The sequence below is a fragment of the Caballeronia sp. RCC_10 genome (assembly GCF_041360715.1).
Taxonomy (GTDB): Bacteria; Pseudomonadota; Gammaproteobacteria; order Burkholderiales; family Burkholderiaceae; genus Caballeronia; species Caballeronia grimmiae.
In genome coordinates this window covers 27145-48963 of record NZ_JBFUPT010000016.1, presented here as the reverse complement: position 1 = coordinate 48963, position 21819 = coordinate 27145, and the positions used below count along the sequence as shown (strand labels likewise).

The following is a 21819-nucleotide window of genomic DNA, read 5'->3' as shown; positions in this document are numbered from 1 at the left end:
GCTCTGCTCTTCTGCGTTCAGCCTCAGAAGTTGAATTCCGCCGACAGCAACAGCGTGCGCGGCGCGGCGTTCGTCACGTACGTGCCTTGCTGAATCCAGTAGCGGCTGCCGAAGAGATTCTCGACATTCGCGCGCAGGATCACGTCCTTGCCGATGACGCGCATGCCGTAACGCACGCCCAGGTCATAGCGGGTCCACGAAGGCAGCCGCAGCGTGTTGCTGGGGTTGTAGTACTGCGCGCCGGTGTGAATGATGCGGCCGTTGACGCTCAGGCCCGGCACCCACGGCAAGTCGTAATCCGCGCCGAGATTGAACGCGAATTTCGGCACGCCGACAGGATCGTTGCCATCGTTCGCGCCGCCTTCGGTGCCCTGGAGCTTCGGATCGTAGAACGTCGCGCTCGCCATCATGCGCAGGTGGCGGAACACGTCGCCATACGCCGCGAGTTCGAGACCGCGAATGCGCGTCTTGCCGTCGTAGCCGTAGACGTTGGTCGTCGGATTCGTGACGCCGTTGGGCCGGCTGATCTGGAACACCGAGATCGATGTCAGCACGCGGCCCCAGTCCGCCTTCACGCCCGCTTCGTATTGATTCGACTTGTACGGTGCGAACGCCTGCCCCGCGTTGGCGGTGCCGGCGGGCGCGGTGTCGCCGTTCGTGAGACCCGACGTGAAGTTGCCGTACACCGAGATATTCGACAGCGGCTTGAACACGATGCCCGCGAGCGGCGTGATCGCCTGCTGATCGATCGTGCTGGTCTGCGCGCCGCTCGTCGGATCGTAGTTGTCGAGACCGATGGTCTGTCGACGGAAACCGCCCGTGAGCAGCAGGCGATCGTCGAAGAACGACATCGTGTCGACGATCTGCTGGCTATTGAGGCGCAACTGGCTGCTGCGTTGCGCATCGCCGCGTGCGGTAGTCATCGGCAAGAGCGGCGTCGGGCTATACAAGCTCGACGCCACCGACTCGCTCCCCAGCGCGTAGAAGTAACCCTGCTCCTGATTCAGCGAGGTCACGCCCGTCACCAGCGTGTGCTTGACGCCGAACGTGTCGAAGTGAAAGCGCAAACCGGCATCGACCGTCTTCGTGCGGTTGTACGCGTCGTAATAGCCGTTGGTCACGTCGAACGCGCCGGCAGCGGTCATGCCGCTCGCGTACGGGAAGTTCTGCTCGGACGTGCCGTAGTGCTCGCCCGCCGCGCCATACACGGTGACGTAGCGGTTGATGTCGTACTCGAGCCGCGTCATGACGGCCGAATCTCGCAGCTTCAGCTTCGATCCGGGATACAGATTCGCATAGCCCGATGGCGCGGCTGGCACTGCCGTCGCCGTGCCGAAGCCGATTTGCGAGCGGAACTCGTCGGTATTCTCGGAGACGTTGTAGGCGTCGAAGGACCAGCGCAACTGCTTGCCGCGATAGTCGAGACCGATCGCGCCATCGCCCTGAAGCTGATTGCCGTGCGCGATGCCCGTCTGGCCATCCTTGAACTGGCCGTTCACGCGGATGCCCCACTGCCCTTCATCGCCGAAGCGGCGGCCTACGTCGGCGGCCACGCCGAACTGTCCCTTCGACTGAAAGAGCGCGGTGAGACGCGTCAACGGTTGATCGTCGGCGCGCTTCGTGACGATGTTGATCGCCCCGCCGATACTGCCCGATGGTCCCATCCCGTACATCAGCGAACCGGGCCCTTGCAGCACCTCGACGCGCTCCGCGAGATTCACCGGCATCTTCGCCCCCGACACCATGCCGTACAGGCCGTTGAGCGCAACATCCGTCGCCTGCACGTCGAAGCCGCGAATCTCGAAGACATCGCCGAACCCGCCGCTGCTCTGCTGCGTACGCACCGACGCGTTGTTCACGACGATATCGCCGAGCGTGCGCGCCTGGATGTCCTGCATCGCCTGCTCGGTGTAGTTGGTCGTGTTGAACGGCTGATCCATCACGTTCGACGTTCCCAGCACGCCGATGCCGCCGCCCTTCGCGAGCTGGCCGCCTGCATACGGTGCGGGCAGCTCGCCGGTCGTTGCCGTGCTCTTGACGACAACGGCCGGCAGCACCGTGGAAGACCGCGCCGCGCCCGATTCCGCCTGCTGTCCGGCTTCCGGCGTGGCCGCTTCCTGCGCGATCGCGACGCCCGGCGCGGCGATCGCCGCCGCGACGCCCACGAACCCGGCGAAAAAGCTATGCGCCGCCCACGATACCGCCGTGCGCCGGCAACGCGGCGCTTCGATTACCCGTTGAGACATTGTTCTTTGATTTTTACTGGATGGTAGGACGGCAGGTCGAACGTCGCCGCTGAATTGCGAATCGTTCGCAATTGTAGGCGAAGCGAGTGGCGCGCGGTGAAGAATTGTTGCAATTACTTGACTAAAAGGGGAGTTCGTTGAGCGAAGCGACGAGGATTATGCGGCCGGCCAGCGCCCCGGTTCACGTGGCGCTGGCGGTAAGGGATGGTTGAGAGACCGGCGTGCGCCCGTCTATTCGACGCGCGACGTCCGTGCGTCGCGGAAACGGATCTTGTGCGGCATGGCCCACGCGATCAGCGCCGACGTGAAGATGCAGACGACCGCGATCGCATACAGCCCCATCGACGCGCTGCCGAGCAAGTCCTTCACCTTGCCGACCATGTACGGCGCGACGATCCCGCCGAACTGCCCCAGCGAATTGATCAGCGCAAGTCCGGCCGCCGCCGCCGCGCCCGTGAGAATCCGCGCGGGAAACATCCAGAAGATGCCGAACGAAGCAATCACGCCCGTCGCCGAGATGCTCAGGCCGAGCACGAGCAGCACCGTGCTCGTCGGCCATGTCGCGCTGATCAGATAGCCGAACGCAGCGGCAAGCGCGCAACCCGTCAGATGCCAGCGCCGCTCGCCGGTGCGGTCGGAGTTGCGGCTGATGAGCACCGTGCCGACCATCGCGGCGAGATAGGGAATCATCGTGATGAGGCCGATGATCAGCGGATCGCTGTTGCCCGCGCTTTTCACGAGCTGCGGCATCCAGAAGAGGAAGCCGTAGATGCCCATGCACAGCCCGAAGTAGATGAGCGAGAACAGATAGATGACCGGCCAGCGCAGCGCAACTAGAAACGAATGCGTGCTGTCCACCTTGCGGTCCCGCGCGATGATCGCGGAAAGCAGGCTCTTTTCGGCGGGCGTCAGCCACTTTGCATCCTCGACGCGATCATCGAGTACGAAGAGCACCATCAGGCCGAGCGCGATGGACGGCAATCCTTCGAGCAGGAACAGCCACTGCCAGCCCGGCATGCCGTTGACGCCATCGAAGTACTTGAGGATGCCGCCCGAGATCGGTCCGCCGATGATTCCGCACAGCGCAATCGCGCCGAAGAACAGCGAGTTCATGCGGCCGCGCCGTTCCGCCGGGAACCATTGCGTGTAGAAGTACAGCACGCCCGGCACGAAGCCGGCTTCGAGCGCGCCGAGCAGGAAGCGGAGGATGTAGAACCACGTTTCGTCGCGCACGAACATCATCGCCGCCGATGCGAGACCCCATGAAATCATGATGCGCGCAATCCAGCGGCGCGCGCCGGTCCGCACCATGATCGCGTTGCTCGGTATTTCGAACAGCAGATAGCCGATGAAGAACACGCTCGCGCCCAGGCCGTATGCCGCTTCGCTCAGGCCGAGTTGCGACTGCATCTGCAGCTTCGCGAAACTGATGTTCACGCGGTCGAGATACGCGGCCACGAAGCACGCGAGAATGAGCGGCACGATGCGCCAGGTCACCTTGTTGAAGATGCGCGCCTCATCGGGCGCGCCGGCTTTCGAGCCGACATCCGCCAGGGTATCGAGCATGGTGTGTCTCCGTCGAAGTATTCTTGTCGAGTGCGGCTTTATGTTGAGACGCGATGATGTGCCGCTGCTATCCGCGTCCGATGAACGGCATCTTCGTCGCCATGACGGTCATGTACTGCAGGTTCGCTTCGAGCGGCAGGCTCGCCATGTGAGCAACGGAGCGCGCTGCATGCGGGAGGTCCATCGTCGGTTCGGGCGCGCGTTCGCCATTCGCCTGCAGCACGCCGCCCTGCATCTTCGCGGCCATTTCGGTGAGCACGTTGCCGAAATCAATCTGGCAAACGGCGATGTCGTACTTGCGGCCATCGAGCGCGCACGCTTTCGTGAGGCCGCTCACCGCATGCTTGCTCGCGGTGTAGTCGGCGGAATGGAGACGCGGCGTATGCGCGGACAGCGAGCCGTTATTGATGATGCGTCCGCCGCCCGGGTGTTGCGCGCGCATCTGACGAAAGGCGGCCTGCGTGCACAGCAGCGTTCCGGTGACGTTGATGTCGAGCATGGTGCGAAAGCGCTCGATCGATAAGTCTTCGACCGATACGCCTTCGACGCCGAGGCCCGCATTGTTGAACAGCAGATCGAGCCGGCCGAAGCGGCGCTGCACCGTTTCAAATAGATGCTGCACCGATGCGGGATCGGCGACATCGGTCGCGACTGCGAGCAGGCGATCGGCGGTCTCCGGATGGCGCTGCGCGTAGCTGCGAATCACCGCATCGAGCGCCTCGTGCCGACGGCCCGCGAGCGCGACATGCCAGCCGTCGTCGGCAAGTGCGTGCACCGTTGCGCTGCCAATGCCGCTTCCCGCGCCCGTGACGATGGCGACTCGCAATGCGTGCGGCTTTTCTTGCTGACTCATCGCTCGTGTCCCCTGTTCTTTTCGTTTGATCTGGCTGTTGCACTGACTTGCGAATCTAGCGAAAAGAAAGGCAACCTAATATTGACAGTTGGCGATAGGGGTATGAGGGACTGTTATATCTCTGCGTCGATGACGGCGTTCTTGCACGGCGCGCTGTTGCACCGAAGCCTTACGCTGCAAGCGTCCGCACGTTATTGCAGCACAGCGGCCGCTTCGTGCTACGACAGCAGCAGGCGGTTGACGGCAAATGTGAATAGGGGAAGACGCGAACGGGCCTTAGTCCTGGAGCTTTTAGACATCGCCCGTTCGCGTTGCTCAGTCTACCTATAGACTGTTCGACTGGCAGGATGTGTCGCCCTGACCTCGGGCGAAGCCACGTTCAACTACGGTCAACTTCCCCGTTGCCGCATCAGGCCGAGCCAGCCGTTCTTCGCCGGTTGCGCGCCCGCACGCGGCATTTGCCGGCATTCGACGTGCATGCGCCGTGCTGGCGCATCGGCCATGAACTTCTCGATGAGTTCGCGTACATCGGGGTCGATGTAATCGGCGCGCGAGGCATCGAAGATGACGGTCGCACCATCGGGGATCGTATGAAGATGCTGCCTGAGCGCCACCTTGCCGAGAAACGATACGTCCTTGCGGAACGACAGCAGGTAGTGATCGTCATGCTGCGCGATGGTGATGGGCCGCTTCAGGTTCGCACGCACGGCGAGCGCGAGACTGCACGCGATGCCCAGCAGAATGCCCATCAGCAGATCGGTCAGCAACACGCCAGCGATGGTCACGATGAACGGCGCGAACCGCTCGATGCCCTGCTTTGCGACAGCCGCGAACAGCGATGGCTTGGCGAGCTTGAGCCCCGTGAAGATCAGGATCGCCGCGAGGCACGCGAGCGGAATCAGGTTGATGATGCTCGTCAGCGCAAACACACTCACGAGCAGCAGCACGCCGTGTATGAACGATGACCAGCGGCTCTGCGCGCCCGCATGCACGTTGGCGGAACTGCGCACGATCACCGACGTGATCGGCAGCGCGCCGATCGCGCCCGCCATCATGTTGCCGATGCCTTGCGCCTTGAGTTCGCGGTCGGGCTGCGCCGCGCGCTTCTTCGGATCGATCTGCTCGACCGCTTCGAGGCACAGCAAGGTTTCCAGGCTGGCGACGATGGCAAGCGTCAGCGCAAGCCGCCATACATCGGGATTCATCAACTGCGATACGTCGGGCAACGAAAGCGCATGAGTGAAAGATGCAAACGTTTGCATCGACGGCAATGCGACGCGATGCTGCGCGGGCGGCGAGAAGCCCGGCGCGACGGCATCGAGCAGCAGCGTCACGCCAATACCGAACGCAACGACAGCAAGCGGTGCGGGCACCGCGCGCACGAGCGCAAAGCGCCGCATCGCGCGTGTTTCCCACGCGGCCAGCATCGCCAGCGAGACGAGTGCGACGAAGCACGCCGCGATCGACATCGTGCCGAACGGGGTAGCGATCATGCCCGCACCGCTTGCGGCCTTTGCGCCTTCGTTCGCGAACCCGGCGGCAAGCGGTATCTGTTTGATAACCAGCAGCAGGCCGATCGCGGCGAGCATTCCCTTGATGACCGACGACGGCACATAGGCCGCGAAGCGCCCCGCCTTCAGCATGCCGAAGCCGAACTGGATCGCGCCGGACAGGAGCACGGCGAGCAGGAACGACGAAAAGCTGCCGAGTCCCGCGATGCCATCGACGACGATGACGATGAGCCCGGCCGCGGGTCCGCTGACGCTCAGATGCGAGCCGCTCAGCAACGCGACGACGAGACCGCCGATGATGCCGGACAGGAGCCCCGCAAAGGCATCGACGCCGGATGCATTAGCGATGCCAAGACAAAGCGGCATGGCGACGAGAAAGACGACCGTGCCCGCGAAAATATCGCGTGGAAAGTGAGTCAGGCGGTTTATTGAGTTCATGGTTTCTTGAAGCGAGTTGGGGCCTGCAACGCGATCTACGCCACGTCGCATGCAAAGAAATGCCTGGGAAAACTTAGTCGATTATCGGTCGGCCAATTCGACCGCTTCGAGCATGTCGGCCTGCGATGCGCGCCGCGTATCGCGCACGGGTTCGTCGTCGTAGCCCGAGGACAGCACCTTGATGAGCCCGTCAGAGAGCCCGAAGATCCAGCCGTGCACGAGTGGGGGCGTGTCTCGATCGCAAACGATTGCGGATTGACGCAACAGGCGCACTTGTTCGAGCACGTTGAGTTCGGCAAGGCGATTCGCCCGCGCATCCAGATCGGCGCACGCGTCCAGCTCTTTTCTATGGCGATCGCCCAGTGCACACAACGGCGCAATCCGGCGATTCACATGCGGCAACTCATTCGATAACGGCAGCAGCGATGCACGAACGCCGCCGCAGCCGTAATGCCCGCATACGATCACGTGATCGACTTCGAGCACGCGCACGGCGTACTCGAGCACGCTCATGGTGTTGTCGTCGGACGGGGAAAACAGATTGGCGATATTACGGTGAACGAAGAGATCGCCGGGATTGGCGTTCGTCACGGTTTCCGCCGGAACGCGGCTGTCGGAGCAGCCTATCCATAGCACCTTCGGGCTTTGCCCTCGCGCCAGTCCTGGAAAGAACTGCGGGTCTGCATGCGCGGTCTCGCGAGCCCACGCAATGTTTTCAACGAGCATCCGTTTCGGTCGATTCATGCGTTCTCTCTCCAAAGATTGTCGCTGGCGCCGCCGCTTGTCGACGCACAGATCCTTACGAATAACTTTCGCATGAAAAGTTCAGAAATGTCTAAGGAAAAACAATTGGCCCTACGAGATTTTTGATTGGTTCCATATCGAAGAACCAAAACCGTGCATCTTTGCTTCATGTTGGTGCGTCATCCCGCGTGCATCAAGCCAATCCCGCACGCCCATGCAATTAACGCAACGCCTACCGCTTGTCCGATGAATCGTCCCCACGGCAAATTCTTCTCTGCCGCCATGACCGCGCCCAAACCGAGCATCCAGCCAATGCTTCCCGTGCCCACCGCGAACATCAGCAGCATGAGTGTCCAGCAGCAACCGACGCAAAACGCGCCGTGACTGACGCCCAACATGAAACTGTTGCGCCGAACATTTAGTCCGGTCCAGTGCTCCATGACGAACAGGAGCGGCGACCGGCACTTCTCCAGGCATCGATATTTAATGCGAGTGAACTGATAAGCACCCGCCAGCCCGACGACGCCAGCGCCCAAAAGCCACGCATACAGCGATATCACGGGCACGCGCTCCGCAACCTGATGCAAGGCCGCATCGAAGACATGCGCGGCCACGCCGAATAGCGCCCACACGCTCGCATAGCCCGACACGAGCAACGCAAGCAGTACGCGTCTGTCCGGGCGCGCGGCAGTGAGGCGTCTGAAGCCCGCCAGCAACGGAAAAACCGTGGGCAGCATCATCGCGGCGATCATCAGTAGCCAGGCCGCGCTGTGGAGCAATGCGTCGAGTAGGAGGCTGCCGCCGGGAATGGCTTCGCAGATCGCCGCCACGCCCGGCAAGTCCGACCAGCTTGCGTGATGAACATAACGCGCATACGGTCCCGCGCCCCATGCCCAAAGGACGATCCATGCGCTCGCCACCAACGCGGTGAAGATCGGTGCGAACAGCCGGGCGCGTGCGTCGTTGCGCATTTTCACCACTCATTTCCTGGCCGCTATGACGCGAAGCTGAAAGAACCTTGAATGGCGTTATGACCTGTGAGCGAAAGGTCGATGCCCAGTCTCTCGTCTCGCAGACGGAACAGATTCGCTTTGCCGACGTAAGCTGGCGAACCGGGTATCGTCGAGAAGATGCTTTCGACGAGTTTGGTCGGCTCGCCCGTGGGGCCGCGATACGGCTCCATTTCGGCATCGATCGTCTGCCCGACGGTCAGCCTGCCCTTGCCGTCCTGCACCGTGAATTCGATGGGCGCGCGTTCGACCGCGACGACCTCGCCAATCAGCTTGACGAGTTCGGCGAGCGGCCCGCCGCGCTCACCGCGATGCACGCTGAGCAGCGCGTCGAATTGCGCATCGGTCGCCTTGTCATCGACGAACATCGCAACGCGCCAGTTACCGCTCAGCACGTTGCCCGGAATGAATGCGGCGAACGCGACGGTCACGCCGGACACGTCGACACCGTCGATCACGCCTTTCTCGTAGTGATAAGCCAGCGCACTACGGCATGTACCGTTATCCGGATCTTCTCCGATCCAGCACGGGCAAAGCACTTTGCATTCGCATACTTCAAGAATGCTGCCTTCCAGTTGATAGCTCATTTCCGCCCTCATCCGTTGATATCGAACGTTCGGGCCGTCGTTACCATGATCGATTGAACTCTCTTTCGAGCGACGTCCGCCCGCGGCGGCTCCATGCATCGAGCCGGCCTCGTTCCTGTTGTAGGCGTTCGGGCGCCGGATGAAAAGCGAAAGTCGCGAACGCGTTTCGCTTGCCCCTGTCCATCCGAAATTCGGTGTACTACGCTGACCGATTGCAGGTCGGTATCGGCGGCGAAGCGTGCGACCGTACGTTTTTGCTCGCCGCATCGAAATCATTCACCGAGGAGCGCTTCGTGATCATGTCGCTCGAATACTCTCAATTCGGAAGACGGCAACGGTCAGTCCTGGCTGCAGGCCGTAACGGGTCGCATGTTCTCGTCGTCGCGGGGCCGACTGCCGGTGTCGGCAAGACCTTCATCGCCGCCAATCTTGCCGACGTCAACGCGCGAGGCGGAAAGCGCGTGTTGCTGATCGATGCGGACTTGCGTCACGGCCGGGTGGCGGCAATATTCGGATTGCCGCCCGGCGCGGGACTGGCGCATTGGCTCACGGGCCGAATCGACGCCGCGTCGGCTGTTCGCCACGTCGATGTACCGGGTCTCGACGTGATGACAGCCGGCGGCGCGCTCGCCGATCCATCCGAACTGCTCGCTAACGGGCGTCTGCCGGAACTGCTGCAACAGCTATCGCCGCTTTATGACCTCATCATCATCGATACCCCCGCGATACTCGCGTTCGATGATGCGAGCACCGTGGCCGCGCTCGGCGGCTCGACCATCGTCGTCGCGCGCCCCGGCCCACGCAGCGAGGAAGAGATCGACGATGCCGTCAGCGCGCTTCAGCGAAGCGGCGCGAACGTCGCCGGCGTCGTATTCAACACCGCGCCGCGCCGTGCTGGCGAAATGGTGGCGCGACGTCGCCGTGTGTCCGCTGCTTCGTGAATTAACCGTTCCATGCCCGCGCGCGCTGAAGAAACGGGCGGTTCATGAGCCGGCCCCATTCATAGTCGAGATGCTCGGGGTCCATCGGAAACACGCCCGCGCCCGGCGTGAAAGTCAACTCGCCGAAATAGATCCGGTCACCGGGCGCGTACAGATCGACACGCACATACTCGAAGCCTTCCGCAAGCGACGTCGCAACCGATAGCAGCGCATCGAGGTTCGCAGGACGCGGCGCTGGCTGGGGACTGCGCGGATAGTGACCGATTGCGACATCGAGACGGTTCCAGTTGCCGTCATACATATCGCCACGCGGATGTTCGCCGAAACGATCCGAAATCACCGCGATGTAAATCGTCGGCTTGGCTTGGCCCTCACTGAAGAAGCAATGAATCTTGATGTCGGCGGGAATCTCGTCGTTCGACTCAATCAGAAGCTGCTCGAAGTAGATGCGCGGCTTGATCGTGCGATAGTGACGTTCGCGAGCCACGCGATAGAAGTCAGTCGCGAGCCAGCGTTGCGCGAGGCGCTGCAATTCATCGAACGATGTTTTCGACTTGTCGCGCACCACTTCGACAAAGCCACTGCCGTGATTCGCTTTCATCACGAAGGCGCGCGGCAATGCATCGAACACGTCGCGAGTGAACGCGGGTGGCGTGGCGATGAGCGGTATCAGATATTGCTCACCCACTTTTCGACGCACGTAGTCGCGCACGGTAAGCTTGTCGGTGAGATCGACGAAGCGCGCATCCGGATAGAGACAGCGATGCAGTATCTTCTCGTTGAACGTCTTCGGATGGCTGATGTTCGGAAATCTGCCGACCTTGCGCCGATGCGCGATACTCAAGAACACGCGGTCTGGAAGACAATCCAATACTGCTTTCACAAGGCCTTTGCCGATCGACATCATCGCTCTCCTGAACTGCTCCGGTCTGTTTCAATTCCTGTGACGTTATTCTGCAGAGGATTATCGAATGACGAATGGATTTCATTGATTTACTAACGCATTCGATATTTTCGCGGCCTGCAATTGGCTGAAAATAAGTTCGGCGCTGTCGTCACAGTGCGACAACACATGTATAAACGACATTAGTCGGATATTTACGTGCGGAAGCGCACGATAAAAGGACGACTGATCGGCGTACATTTCTTTCTGACAACCCACGACGTATATCGACTGCAAGGCACGCGTTCCTTTCTCGATGGCCTGACTGTAAAGGCACGTTGTTCGTCGCCACGGTCTCCCAGTTCGTCATCCAGCACGAGCAACGAAGCGCGATCCACCGCAAGATCGCCGGCTTCGCATGGACTGATCGTGTCGTGTTTAATTCGTCGTACTATGTACCGGAGAATATCTTGAGCCGCCTTAAAATTTCCCGACGAGCATTCCTCGGCGGCGCTGCATCGACGCTTTCATGGGCTGCGTTTCCCTATATGGCCGTTGCGGCGACCAACGTGGTCCGCGTGGAGTGGCAGCAGTACAAGCAGACCCCGCAGTACGCATCGTTTCTTAACTGCGTGCGCTCCATGATGGCCAATACCAACGCCAACGATCCGAACTCGTGGCAGTACTGGACGAATGTGCATGCGAACTACTGCCCGCATCGCTCACCGTACTTCCTCGCCTGGCACCGCGGTTATCTCTACTATCTCGAGCAGCAGATGAAGCGCATCACCGGCGATGCGAACTTCACGCTGCCGTACTGGGACTGGTTCAAGAACCCGCATATTCCCAGTGAATTCACCGACAACGCGAGCGGCAATCCGCTGTACTGTCCGCGTCTCAACACAAACGTGTACAGCGCACTGGATCTGTCGCCGTTCTCGTATTCAGTCGTGAACTTCCAGCGCGGCACGGCTAACTCGTTCGAAGAGAAGTTCGAGAGCGCTCCGCACAATCCTGTGCATAACATCATCGGTAATGCAATGGCGACGATGCAATCGCCGCGCGATCCGATCTTCTACCTGCATCACGCGAACGTCGACCGTCTGTGGCACGCATGGGCGCTGCCTGATGGACGAACCATGCCGCCGCCGAGCGATCCGTACTGGGCGGGCACGTTCACTTATGCGCCGGGTCTCACGATCAACAAGGAACAGACGTACTCGAACCGCTCGCGCCTTGGCTATGACTATGCGGACACCACGCGTCCCACGACGATGCCGCCGTCCGCGCAACGAGGGGGCATCATCCGCGTGCAGGCGCAGGTCGCGCAGATTCGGGCTCGCCCGCCGATCGCCAGCTTCGCTGCAACGGCGGCGCGCAACGTTGGAAACGGCCGCCGCTCGATTGGCGGCATCAAGGGCCTGACGCTGAGGGAAGCGTCGGTCAGTGCGCGCGTGATCGGCGAAGCGAATTCGACCAAGCCGTTGCAAGATCTCTTGTCGACGACTGCGGAGAGCTTCGATGCAGCATCGCGCGGCGCGTCGAACGCCGCATCGCCTGCAGCCAACAAGTCGAGCCAGTACAAGTCCGTCAAGATCGTCCTCGACGACGTGATGCTGACGACTGCCGGCGCAGCGGGCGGCTACTTCTATAACGTCTATCTGAATCTGCCGGACGGCGTCGATATCGATGAAGTGCGTTCCAAGCATTTCCTCGGGACGGTCGGTGCATTCGAAGTCGCCGGGGCCGCGCATCACGGCATGGTGACGCTCGAGTTTCCGGCAACCGCGGCGCTCCTGAAGATGGGTGGCCCAGCCGGGCGGGAGTATGCGGTGTCGTTCGTGCGCGTGAACGGCGGTGCCGCACCCAAGGGCGATGTGATGTCCGTCGGAGAAGTGCGAGTTGAGTTGAGTACCGAGGCCCCGTACATCGTTTCCACGAGCGTGCGCGCGCCGGCTGGCACTTACTGATTCAGCGGTCCGGCTTCAAGCCGGACTTGTTGTGCAAGAAACCCGTCGAAGTTCGGCGGGTTTTTTTTCGTGCTCGAGTTGGCCGGGCCGTCATTCGCCTGCGGCGGGCAGCGCCGAGATCGTCAGACTATGTCCTCCCCCAAGCGGGTTTACATGGATAAAAACCCGCCGAAGACCTTCATATAGTCTACCTATCTCGACGCCGCGCCATCGCAAAGACAAAAAACCCAAATAGCGAGAGGACAGCCCTCTAGCGGCCGCGGGATACCTGAAAACAGATTCAGACGTGCATTCCACAAGCATTCGAAGACCAATAAATCAACAGCGAACGAATGGAGGAAACACTGATGAGACGCCGCACCGTATTGGCCGCGATGGCCGCTGCATCATTGAGCGGCATGTTGCCGGCAGTGAGTTTCGCGCAAAAACCCATCGTGCTCGGCTTCGCGCAAGTCGGCGCCGAGAGCGAATGGCGCACCGCGAATACGCAGTCGATCAAGTCGAGCGCAAAAGATGCGGGCATCGACCTGAAGTTCTCCGACGCACAGCAAAAGCAGGAGAACCAGATCAAGGCGATCCGCTCGTACATCGCGCAACGAGTCGATGTGATTGCGTTTTCGCCCGTCGTAGAAACAGGATGGGACACCGTGCTCATCGAAGCGAAGAACGCAAAAATCCCCGTCGTACTCACCGATCGCGCAATCAGCAGCAAGGACGAATCGCTTTACGTCACCTTCATCGGCTCCGACTTCACCGAGGAAGGCCGCAAGGCAGGCCGCTGGCTCGTCGACAAGATGAAGAGCAATCCGGGGCCTGTGAATATCGTCGAATTGCAAGGCACGGTCGGCTCCGCGCCCGCTATCGACCGGAAGAAGGGCTTCGAGGAAGTCATCAAGGCGGACCCGAAGTACAAGATCATCCGCTCGCAGACCGGCGACTTCACACGCGCCAAAGGCAAGGAGGTGATGGAAGCGTTCCTCAAGGCCGACGGCAAGAAGATCAACGTGCTCTACGCACACAACGACGACATGGCGATCGGCGCGATTCAGGCGATCGAAGAAGCGGGCATGAAGCCGGGCAAGGACATCATCATCATTTCGGTCGATGGCGTGAAGGGCGCGTTCGAAGCGATGATGGCCGGCAAGCTGAATGTATCCGTCGAATGCAGTCCGCTGCTCGGGCCGCAGTTGATGTCGGTAGTGAAGGACATCAAGGCGGGCAAGCCCGTCCCGAAGCGCATCGTGACGCAGGAAAGCATCTTCCCGATGGAAGTCGCGGCGAAGGAATTTCCGAACCGCAAGTACTGAGCGACGATGACATTGCCAAGGCCGACGGACGCCGCGCCCGTACTCGAGCTGCGCGGCATCGACAAGCGCTTCGCCGGCGTGCATGCGCTGGCCGGCGTGAACCTCACCCTCTATCCGGGCGAGGTTCATGCGCTGATGGGGCAGAACGGCGCGGGCAAGTCGACGCTCATCAAGGTGCTCACCGGCGTCGTCAGTCTCGACGCCGGCGACATCATGCTCGATGGCCGCGCAATCCGCCCCGGCTCGCCGCAAGAGGCGCAGCGGCTTGGCATCAGCACGGTCTATCAGGAAGTGAATCTCTGCCCTAACCTGTCCGTCGCCGAGAACATCCTGAGCGGATCGTTCCCAAGGCGCGGGGCGCTGCATGCGTTCCGCATCGACTGGGACGCGACGAATCGCGAAGCGCGCGAGTTGCTCGCACGCATCGGCCTCGATATCGATGTGACGCGCCTGCTCACGAGTTACTCGGTCGCCGTTCAGCAGATGGTGGCGATCGCACGTGCGTTGAAGCTGTCATCGAAAGTGCTGATTCTCGATGAGCCGACGTCCAGTCTCGACGAAGAAGAAGTGCGCCTCCTCTTCGACGTGCTGCGCCGCTTGCGCGCGCAAGGTCTCGCGATTCTCTTCGTCACGCACTTTCTCAACCAGGTCTATGCGATCTCGGATCGCATCACCGTGTTGCGCAATAGCCGCCTCGTCGGCGCATGGCCCGCGAGCGAGTTGAATGCGCAAGCACTGATCGCCGCGATGCTTGGCCGTGAACTGGCCGCCGCGCAGGCGCGCCAAGCACCGCCCGAAGAAACCGATACGGCCTCAGCCGACGACGCGCTGCTCGACGCCTCACGCCTCGGCCAGAAGGGGCAATTGCAGCCGCTGGATCTGCGCGTGCGCGCGGGTGAAGTCGTCGGCGTCGCCGGCTTGCTCGGCTCGGGCCGCACGGAACTCGCGAAACTGTTGTTTGGACTCGAAAAGCCCGACGAGGGCGAATTGCGGATCGACGGCGTCCCGGTCGAATTCGCAACGCCCGCGCACGCGATCCGTCACGGTCTCGCGTTTTGCCCAGAGGAGCGCAAGGCGGACGGCATCGTCGCCGAGCTGTCGTTGCGCGAGAACATCGCGCTCGCGTTGCAGGCGCGGCTCGGCGCACGGCGCTGCCTGTCGCGTACAGAGCAGAACGCGCTCGCCGAACGATTCGTGCGTGCGCTCGGCATCAAGGCCGCGACGCTGGACATGCCTATCGGGCTTCTGTCGGGCGGCAATCAGCAAAAGGCGCTCATCGCGCGATGGCTTGCGACCGAACCACGCCTGTTAATCCTCGACGAACCCACGCGCGGCATCGACGTGGCGGCGAAGCAGGAAATCATGGATGAAATTCTGCGGCTTGCTTCGACGGGCATGGCGGTGCTCTTCATCTCGTCGGAGATATCGGAGATCGTTCGGATAGCGAATCGTATCGTCGTGATGCGCGACCGGCGCAAGGTCGGCGAATTGCCTGCGGGCACGAGCGAGGACACCGTGTGCGAAATGATCGGAGCCGAACATGGATGATGCCGTGCGACCCAACGCGCTGCGCGCTGCGCTCGAACATCGGCTGGGCTGGCCCATCGTCACGCTCGCGCTGCTGCTCGCGTTGAACGCGGCGTTCAATCCCGGCTTCCTGCACATCGAATGGCGCGATGGCCATCTGTACGGCAGCCTCATCGACATTCTCAATCGCGCGGCGCCGCTCGCCGTGGTGTCGCTCGGCATGACGATCGTGATCGCCACGCGCGGCATCGACATTTCCGTGGGTGCGATCGTCGCGATTGCGGGCGCGGTCGCAGCGTGGGCCATCGGCGGGTCGATTGCAGGCAACGTCACGCGCTTCCCGCTGCCCGTTGTGCTGTTGGCGGCGCTCGGCGTCGCGTTGTTATGCGGCGTGTGGAACGGCTTGCTCGTCGCGCGTGCGGGCATGCAGCCTATCATCGCGACACTGATTCTGATGGTCGCGGGACGCGGCATCGCGCAACTCATCACGAGCGGCCAGATCATCACCATCTACTATTCGCCGTACTTCTTCTTCGGCGGCGGGTATCTCCTCGGCCTGCCCGTATCGATTCTGATTGTCGCGCTCGTGTTCGCGCTGCTGTATCTCGCCATCACGCGCACGGCGCTCGGGCTCTTTCTGCAGGCCGTCGGCATCAATCCGACCGCAGCGCGCGTCGCGGGCGTGCAGGCGCGGCGGCTGACGCTCGGCGCTTATGCGTTCAGCGGCCTGTGTGCGGGCGTCGCGGGCATTTTGATCAGTTCCAACGTGAAGAGCGCCGATGGCAACAACGCCGGCCTGCTGCTCGAACTCGATGCGATCCTCGCCGTCACGCTCGGCGGCACGGCGCTTACGGGCGGGCGCTTCACGTTGGCGGGCAGCGTGATCGGCGCACTGATCATCCAGACGCTCACCTATCTCATCTATTCGCTGGGCGTGCCGCCGGAAGTGAATCTCGTCGTCAAGGCGATCGTCGTGTTCGCGGTGATGATGCTGCAATCCGGCGAGTTTCGTGCAACGGTCGCGAAGTTCGCGCGCCGCCCTGCCCTTTCCGATCGTGAGGTTCACCGATGAATTCGCGCTTGCCGAAACCGCCGAGCGTGCCGATCACGCCGGGTCATGGCGGCCGCGCACCATGGCGCAGCCGCACCCGGAGCCGCTATTTGCCGCTCGCCGCGACGATCGCGCTGTTCATCGCAGTCTCGCTAATCGGCTCGACGATGTACACCGGCTTTCTCTCGCCGCAAGTCTTCCTCAATCTGTTGATCGATAACGCGTTCCTGATCGTCGTCGCGGTCGGTCAGACGTTCGTGATTTTGTCGGGCGGTATCGATCTGTCCGTGGGATCGGTGATCGCGCTGACGACGATGGTCTCCGCCGCGCTCGTCGAAAAGGCGGGCTGGCATCCGCTCGCGGTCATCCCGCTCGTGCTCCTGATGGGCACGGCATTCGGCACGTTCATGGGCTGGCTCATTGCGCGCTTCCGGCTGCAGCCGTTCATCGTGACGCTCGCGGGCATGTTCCTCGCGCGCGGGCTGTGCTATCTGATCAGCATCGATTCGATCAGCATCACGCATCCGTGGTATGCGGCCGTGTCGCAGATTCGCATACCGGTGATGAGCGATGCATCGCTTTCTATCGGCGCGGTCATTGCGCTCATCGTGCTCGCGATTGCCGTGTTCGTCGCGCATTACACGCCGTTCGGCCGTTCCATCTATGCGGTCGGCGGCAATCCGCACTCCGCGTTGCTGATGGGCCTGCCGGTGCACGGCGCCACCATCGGCGCCTATGCGCTGTCGGGCTTCTGCTCGTCGCTCGGCGGCGTGCTGTTCACGTTCTACATGCTCTCGGGATACGGCCTGCATGCAATGGGCCTCGAACTCGATGCCATTGCGTCCGTCGTCATCGGCGGGACGCTACTGACTGGCGGTGTCGGCTATGTGATCGGCACGCTGTTCGGCGTGCTGTTGCTCGGCATCATTCAAACGCTGATCTCGTTCGACGGTTCGCTTAGTTCGTGGTGGACGAAGATCGCGGTGGGCGCGCTGCTGCTCGTGTTCTGCCTGTCGCAGCGCGCGTTCGGTCATCGCGCGGCGTCGCGCTGAGGAACGGCATGGACTATCGCCATCCCCTGCCCCGCAAGAGCATGCACGCGCGCATCGTGCAGGAGCTTGGCATCGAGATCGTGAGCGGCAGGCTTTCGCCCGGCGAGCGCCTGCCCGCCGAGGCGAAGCTGTGCGAGTCCTACGGCGTTAGCCGGCCGGTTCTGCGCGAAGCAACCCGCGTGCTGGTCGCGAAGGGGCTCGTGCTGTCGAAGCCGCGTCTCGGCAGCATCGTGCGGCCGCGCGACGAATGGCACATGCTCGATCCCGACGTGCTCTTCTGGACCATGAACAGCGTGAACGAGGGCACGTTCTTCAACTCGCTGCTGGTCGTGCGAAGGATCATCGAGCCGGCAGCGGCGGCGCTTGCGGCATCGAACGCGACGGACGACGATCTCGCGCGCATCCGCGATGCCTTCGAGCGCATGTCCCATGCGGAGACACCCGAAGCGCTGCTCGCGCCCGACCTCGACTTTCATCGCGCGATCATGTCGGCGACGCACAACGACATGCTGATGTATATCGGCCATATGCTGTCGCTGGCGCTGTCGGAGTCGATCAAGCTGACGAGCCGTCATCCGGATACGCACGCGCTGTCGCTGCCCCGCCATAAGGCGATCCTCACTGCAATCGTGAACCGCGACCCGCTCGGCGCGCGTCATGCGAGCCTCGTCCAACTGGATAACGCACAGACGGATGCGGAGAACGTGCTGTCGGCGGTTTATCAGGAATAGCGGCGCGGCATTGCAAAACGCGCCTAAACCCCGCATGCCGTGCGAACGTTCATGCCTCGATCTCCCGTTAATTGCTTACGTCGTTGCGCGCTTCCTATACTTCGTGCGCCACACACTGCAGGCATCGCCGCACGCCGACTACGGCAGCGTCTCGCATTGTCGGTACTTGTACGTACGACGAAACAATCATGGAGACGAGCGATGAAGAAGACAATTGCGTGCCTGAGCGCCTGCACCGCGCTGTTTGCCGCCGCGCCGTATATCGTTCATGCAGCGGATGACGCTATGGTTCAGAAGGCCAACGCGGCCTGGGACAAGACCTTCAACAGCGGCGACGCGAAGAAACTCGCATCGCTTTATGACGAGAACGCCGTGGTATCGCCGGGAAATGGCAAGACGGTCAAGGGCCGTGCGGATATCGAGAAACTATTCGACGGCTATTTCAAGGCAGGCGTCGGCAACCACACGACGGATGTCGTCAATGCGCGCCGCGTCGGCAACGTCATATACGAAACCGCCAACTGGACCGCCGTAGCGGACAAGGACGGCAAGAAAACGCAATATCAAGGCGTGCTGCTCAAGGTGATGACCAAGAGCAGCGACGGACAGTGGCGCACCACCGCGCATACGTGGAATGCAGCGCAATAGAGCGGCTCCCGCTTAGCCGAGGATCGGCGCGCCGCCGCCGATCCTTCGATCCTCCGCACGATCACCCTAAAGCATCGCGTCCTCGCGACGTAAACCAGCTATAGCCCTTCGGCCACTTCGGGCCGAGCTGGCCGCTCGTCCACCGCACGTCGGTATTGTTTCGCACATGCCTCAAACCATTCGTCCCGGAGCTTCGGCAGCCCTCCCTATTCGCGGCGAGACACCGCGAATCGCGTCGTCCGCCCGTAACCAGGGCTTTCTCTCCTTTTTCCTGTCGATGCGCGCGAGAAGCGCCACGTCGCTGCCGCTCGCGAGCATCGCGCAGATTTTTCTCGCGGCTGCCGGCGCGTGGGCGCTGGCCTGGTTCGCGCTCGCATCGGTATCGGAGGAAGCGGCTTTCTGCATCGGCGCGGGGGCGGCTATGCTCGTCCTCATGGCCGGGCTGCGTCATGCGCGCCGTCAGCACGCACGCGCGAACGCGACATCGGCGCTCGCGAAAGCCTTGCTCGATGCCAACCGCGAATGCCTGAAGCTGCTCGATACCGATGGCCGCATGTTGCGCATCTCCGAATACGGCGCCGAACTGATGCAGGCGAGCGGCCCCGAACAACTCGCGGGCGCGAACTGGCTGGGCTTCTGGTCCGGCGATGAAGCGAGCGCCGCGCGCAACGCCTTCGATGCCGCGCTCAAGGGCTCGCGCAGCGCGTTCGTCGCCTCGTGTCCGACCACGGCGGGCGTGCCGAAAAAGTGGCAATCGCGCCTTATTCCGATCGACGACGGCCACGGCGGCGTGCACGCGATTCTCTGCGCATCGCTCGATATCACGCACGAGGCGGAGCTTGCCGCCGACCTGCGAGCAAAAGAACTGCTCATGTCCGAAATGGAGGCGCACGTCGGCCTCTGCTTCTATTCGTACAGCGCGGACTACACCTATTTTCACCACGTCAGCGCGGGATGCGCGTCCGTCTTCGGCATCGACGCGCGGACGATGCGCGAGCGTCCGCAGGCGTGGATCGATCTCGTGCTGCCCGAGGACCGGCAGCAGCTTCACGACGCGATGCAGCGCATCACGCGACTAAAGACGGGCGGCCGCGCGCGTTACCGCATTCAACATCCGCGCCGCGGCGTACGCTGGATTCAAAGCACTGGCAATCCCGTGTTCGATGCGCGCGGCGATCTGGTGCGTATCGTCGGCATCAGCGAGGACATCACCGTCGAACAGGAACGGCTCGCCGAGCTTGACCGGCTGGCTTTCTCGGATTCGCTGACGGGACTCGCAAACCGTGGCGCGCTGGTGCTCAAGATAGAGGAGCGGTGCCGGCGCAACGCGGCGTTCGCGCTGATGTTCATCGACCTCGATCGGTTCAAGGTGCTCAACGATACGCTCGGCCATACCGCCGCCGATCGCCTGCTCAAGTCACTGAGCGAGCTGATTCAGGCCGCGCTGCCTCACGACGCCGTGCTTGCGCGCCTCGGCGGCGATGAGTTCGCCGTGCTGATCGATCATGCTCCGGACAAGCAGCGCCTTGCCGGCATCGCGAAGGACATTCTGGCCGCGCTCGCGCGATCGGGCGACCCATCGCGCGCCGATGCGTTCGTCACGGCGTCCATCGGCATCTCGGTGTTTCCGGAGAACGGCGCGGACCACGAGACGCTGCTGACGAGCGCGGACATCGCGATGTATGCCGCAAAAAAGGCGGGACGTAATGGCTTTTCGTTCGCGGACAAGGCGTCGACCGAGCGCATAGTCGACTTCAAGCTGGAGCGCGATCTGCCCGCCGCGCTCGCGAATCGCCAGTTCCTGCTGCACTATCAGGCGATCCACGAGCCGCGGACGCTCGAAGTCCGCAGCGTCGAAGCGCTGATACGCTGGCGGCATCCGACGCGCGGGCTGGTATCGCCGGGCGTGTTCATTCCGATCCTCGAAGAAACGGGCTTTATCAACGAGATCGGCGCATGGGTGATGGACGAAGCGTTGCGCCAGCTTGCGCTCTGGCGGCGTGCGGGCGCGCGCGCACTGGGCGTGTCGGTGAACGTGTCGTCGCGGCAGTTGCGTGATGCGGCCATCGTCCAAGTCGTCAATGATGCGCTGAGCCGCTATGAATTGCCGGCGTCGAGCCTGCAAGTCGAGCTGACTGAGAGCGCGTTGATGGAGAATCCCGCGCTCGCGCAGCGCACGTTGTCGGCGCTGAAGGCGCTGGGCGTGCGGATCGCTATCGATGATTTCGGCACGGGTTACTCGAGCCTGCGCTATCTCGCCGATTTCTCGCCTGATACGCTGAAGATCGACCGCTCGTTCGTTGCGCGGCTGCAGGATGATCGCGCGACGCAGGGCATCGTGAGCGGGATCATTCAGATGGCGCGCACGCTGGGCGTCAGTGTGACGGCCGAGGGCGTCGAGCAGACGGCGCAGCTGGAGTTGCTGCGGGAGTCCGCATGTGATCTCGTGCAGGGGTTCTTGTTGAGCCGGCCTGTGGCGCCGGACGAGGTGTTGGGGCTGTCGATCGAGGCGGTGGATTGATTCAGATGCGGGCTTCAACGCAAGTGTGCAATCGTCACGATGATGCATACGGTGGTCCATTGCGCCGCTGCGGTGGCGACGGCTGATTTCATCAGCCGCACCACGCCCTGAGCGCGAAGGTGTAACGGGCGACCCGAGTTGCGGGCATCGAGCCAGCCGAGGGTTGTTAGTGCGTGGTCGAGATGCGGTAGTGTGCCTTCAACATTTGATTCGGATTCCGAATCATTGGTGAC

17 protein-coding genes are annotated in these 21819 nt (G+C 62.2%); 9 read left to right on the top strand and 8 right to left on the bottom strand.

All coding sequences use genetic code 11. The features are described from left to right. Positions 1-23: 23 nt before the first annotated feature. The 7 genes from AB6804_RS23445 to AB6804_RS23415 all read right to left on the bottom strand — a co-directional run bounded on the left by AB6804_RS23445 (position 24) and on the right by AB6804_RS23415 (position 8955). Positions 24-2246, bottom strand: coding sequence for a TonB-dependent receptor (locus tag AB6804_RS23445; RefSeq protein WP_370888512.1), 2223 nt, complete (start codon positions 2244-2246; stop codon positions 24-26). Between the two features lie 231 nt (positions 2247-2477). Then, on the bottom strand, positions 2478-3812 hold the full coding sequence (locus AB6804_RS23440; protein ID WP_370888511.1) for an MFS transporter: 1335 nt from the start codon (positions 3810-3812) through the stop codon (positions 2478-2480). Between the two features lie 67 nt (positions 3813-3879). Then, positions 3880-4665 carry an SDR family oxidoreductase gene (locus AB6804_RS23435; RefSeq protein WP_370888510.1) on the bottom strand — a complete coding sequence of 262 codons (786 nt, stop codon included), beginning with the start codon at positions 4663-4665 and terminating at the stop codon, positions 3880-3882. Between the two features lie 389 nt (positions 4666-5054). Beyond that, positions 5055-6614: a SulP family inorganic anion transporter gene (locus AB6804_RS23430; protein WP_370888509.1), complete on the bottom strand. Its 1560-nt coding sequence runs from the start codon at positions 6612-6614 to the stop codon at positions 5055-5057. 81 nt (positions 6615-6695) lie between these two features. Then, positions 6696-7358, bottom strand: coding sequence for a carbonic anhydrase (locus AB6804_RS23425; RefSeq protein WP_370888508.1), 663 nt, complete (start codon positions 7356-7358; stop codon positions 6696-6698). 179 nt (positions 7359-7537) lie between these two features. Then, on the bottom strand, positions 7538-8329 hold the full coding sequence (locus AB6804_RS23420; protein WP_370888507.1) for a DUF2182 domain-containing protein: 792 nt from the start codon (positions 8327-8329) through the stop codon (positions 7538-7540). Positions 8330-8352: 23 nt separating this feature from the next. After that, the gene (locus tag AB6804_RS23415) at positions 8353-8955 is read right to left on the bottom strand and encodes a DUF1326 domain-containing protein (RefSeq protein WP_370888506.1); all 603 of its coding nucleotides are present in this window, start codon (positions 8953-8955) and stop codon (positions 8353-8355) included. A gap of 170 nt (positions 8956-9125) precedes the next feature. Here AB6804_RS23415 and AB6804_RS23410 point away from each other — a divergent pair, with 170 nt between their 5' ends. Beyond that, positions 9126-9896, top strand: a complete 771-nt coding sequence (locus AB6804_RS23410) for a CpsD/CapB family tyrosine-protein kinase (RefSeq protein ID WP_370888505.1) — start codon at positions 9126-9128, stop codon at positions 9894-9896. A 1-nt stretch (position 9897) separates the two neighbouring features. On the opposite strand, the gene AB6804_RS23405 is transcribed toward AB6804_RS23410, so the two are convergent. Further along, positions 9898-10800, bottom strand: a complete 903-nt coding sequence (locus AB6804_RS23405; RefSeq protein ID WP_370888552.1) for an ATP-grasp fold amidoligase family protein — start codon at positions 10798-10800, stop codon at positions 9898-9900. 449 nt (positions 10801-11249) lie between these two features. Between AB6804_RS23405 and AB6804_RS23400 the strand changes: the two genes are divergently transcribed. The 8 genes from AB6804_RS23400 (at position 11250) to AB6804_RS23365 (ending at position 21586) form a co-directional block, all read left to right on the top strand. Beyond that, positions 11250-12749, top strand: coding sequence for a tyrosinase family protein (locus AB6804_RS23400; RefSeq protein ID WP_370888504.1), 1500 nt, complete (start codon positions 11250-11252; stop codon positions 12747-12749). A gap of 347 nt (positions 12750-13096) precedes the next feature. Beyond that, on the top strand, positions 13097-14056 hold the full coding sequence (locus AB6804_RS23395; RefSeq protein WP_370888503.1) for an ABC transporter substrate-binding protein: 960 nt from the start codon (positions 13097-13099) through the stop codon (positions 14054-14056). A 6-nt stretch (positions 14057-14062) separates the two neighbouring features. Continuing rightward, on the top strand, positions 14063-15604 hold the full coding sequence (locus AB6804_RS23390; RefSeq protein ID WP_370888502.1) for a sugar ABC transporter ATP-binding protein: 1542 nt from the start codon (positions 14063-14065) through the stop codon (positions 15602-15604). Further along, complete coding sequence (locus tag AB6804_RS23385) at positions 15597-16655, top strand: ABC transporter permease (RefSeq protein ID WP_370888501.1); 1059 nt, start codon at positions 15597-15599, stop codon at positions 16653-16655. Before AB6804_RS23390 ends, AB6804_RS23385 begins: the two co-directional genes overlap by 8 nt. Then, positions 16652-17686: a galactofuranose ABC transporter, permease protein YjfF gene (gene yjfF, locus AB6804_RS23380; RefSeq protein ID WP_370888500.1), complete on the top strand. Its 1035-nt coding sequence runs from the start codon at positions 16652-16654 to the stop codon at positions 17684-17686. The genes AB6804_RS23385 and yjfF overlap by 4 nt, the downstream gene beginning before the upstream one ends. An 8-nt stretch (positions 17687-17694) precedes the next feature. Continuing rightward, positions 17695-18417, top strand: a complete 723-nt coding sequence (locus AB6804_RS23375) for a FadR/GntR family transcriptional regulator (protein ID WP_370888499.1) — start codon at positions 17695-17697, stop codon at positions 18415-18417. 201 nt (positions 18418-18618) lie between these two features. Continuing rightward, positions 18619-19065, top strand: a complete 447-nt coding sequence (locus AB6804_RS23370) for an SgcJ/EcaC family oxidoreductase (RefSeq protein ID WP_370888498.1) — start codon at positions 18619-18621, stop codon at positions 19063-19065. 166 nt (positions 19066-19231) lie between these two features. Beyond that, a complete protein-coding gene (locus tag AB6804_RS23365) occupies positions 19232-21586 on the top strand; it encodes an EAL domain-containing protein (RefSeq protein ID WP_370888497.1) in 2355 nt (784 codons plus the stop codon). The last annotated feature ends 233 nt before the right edge of the window (positions 21587-21819 follow it).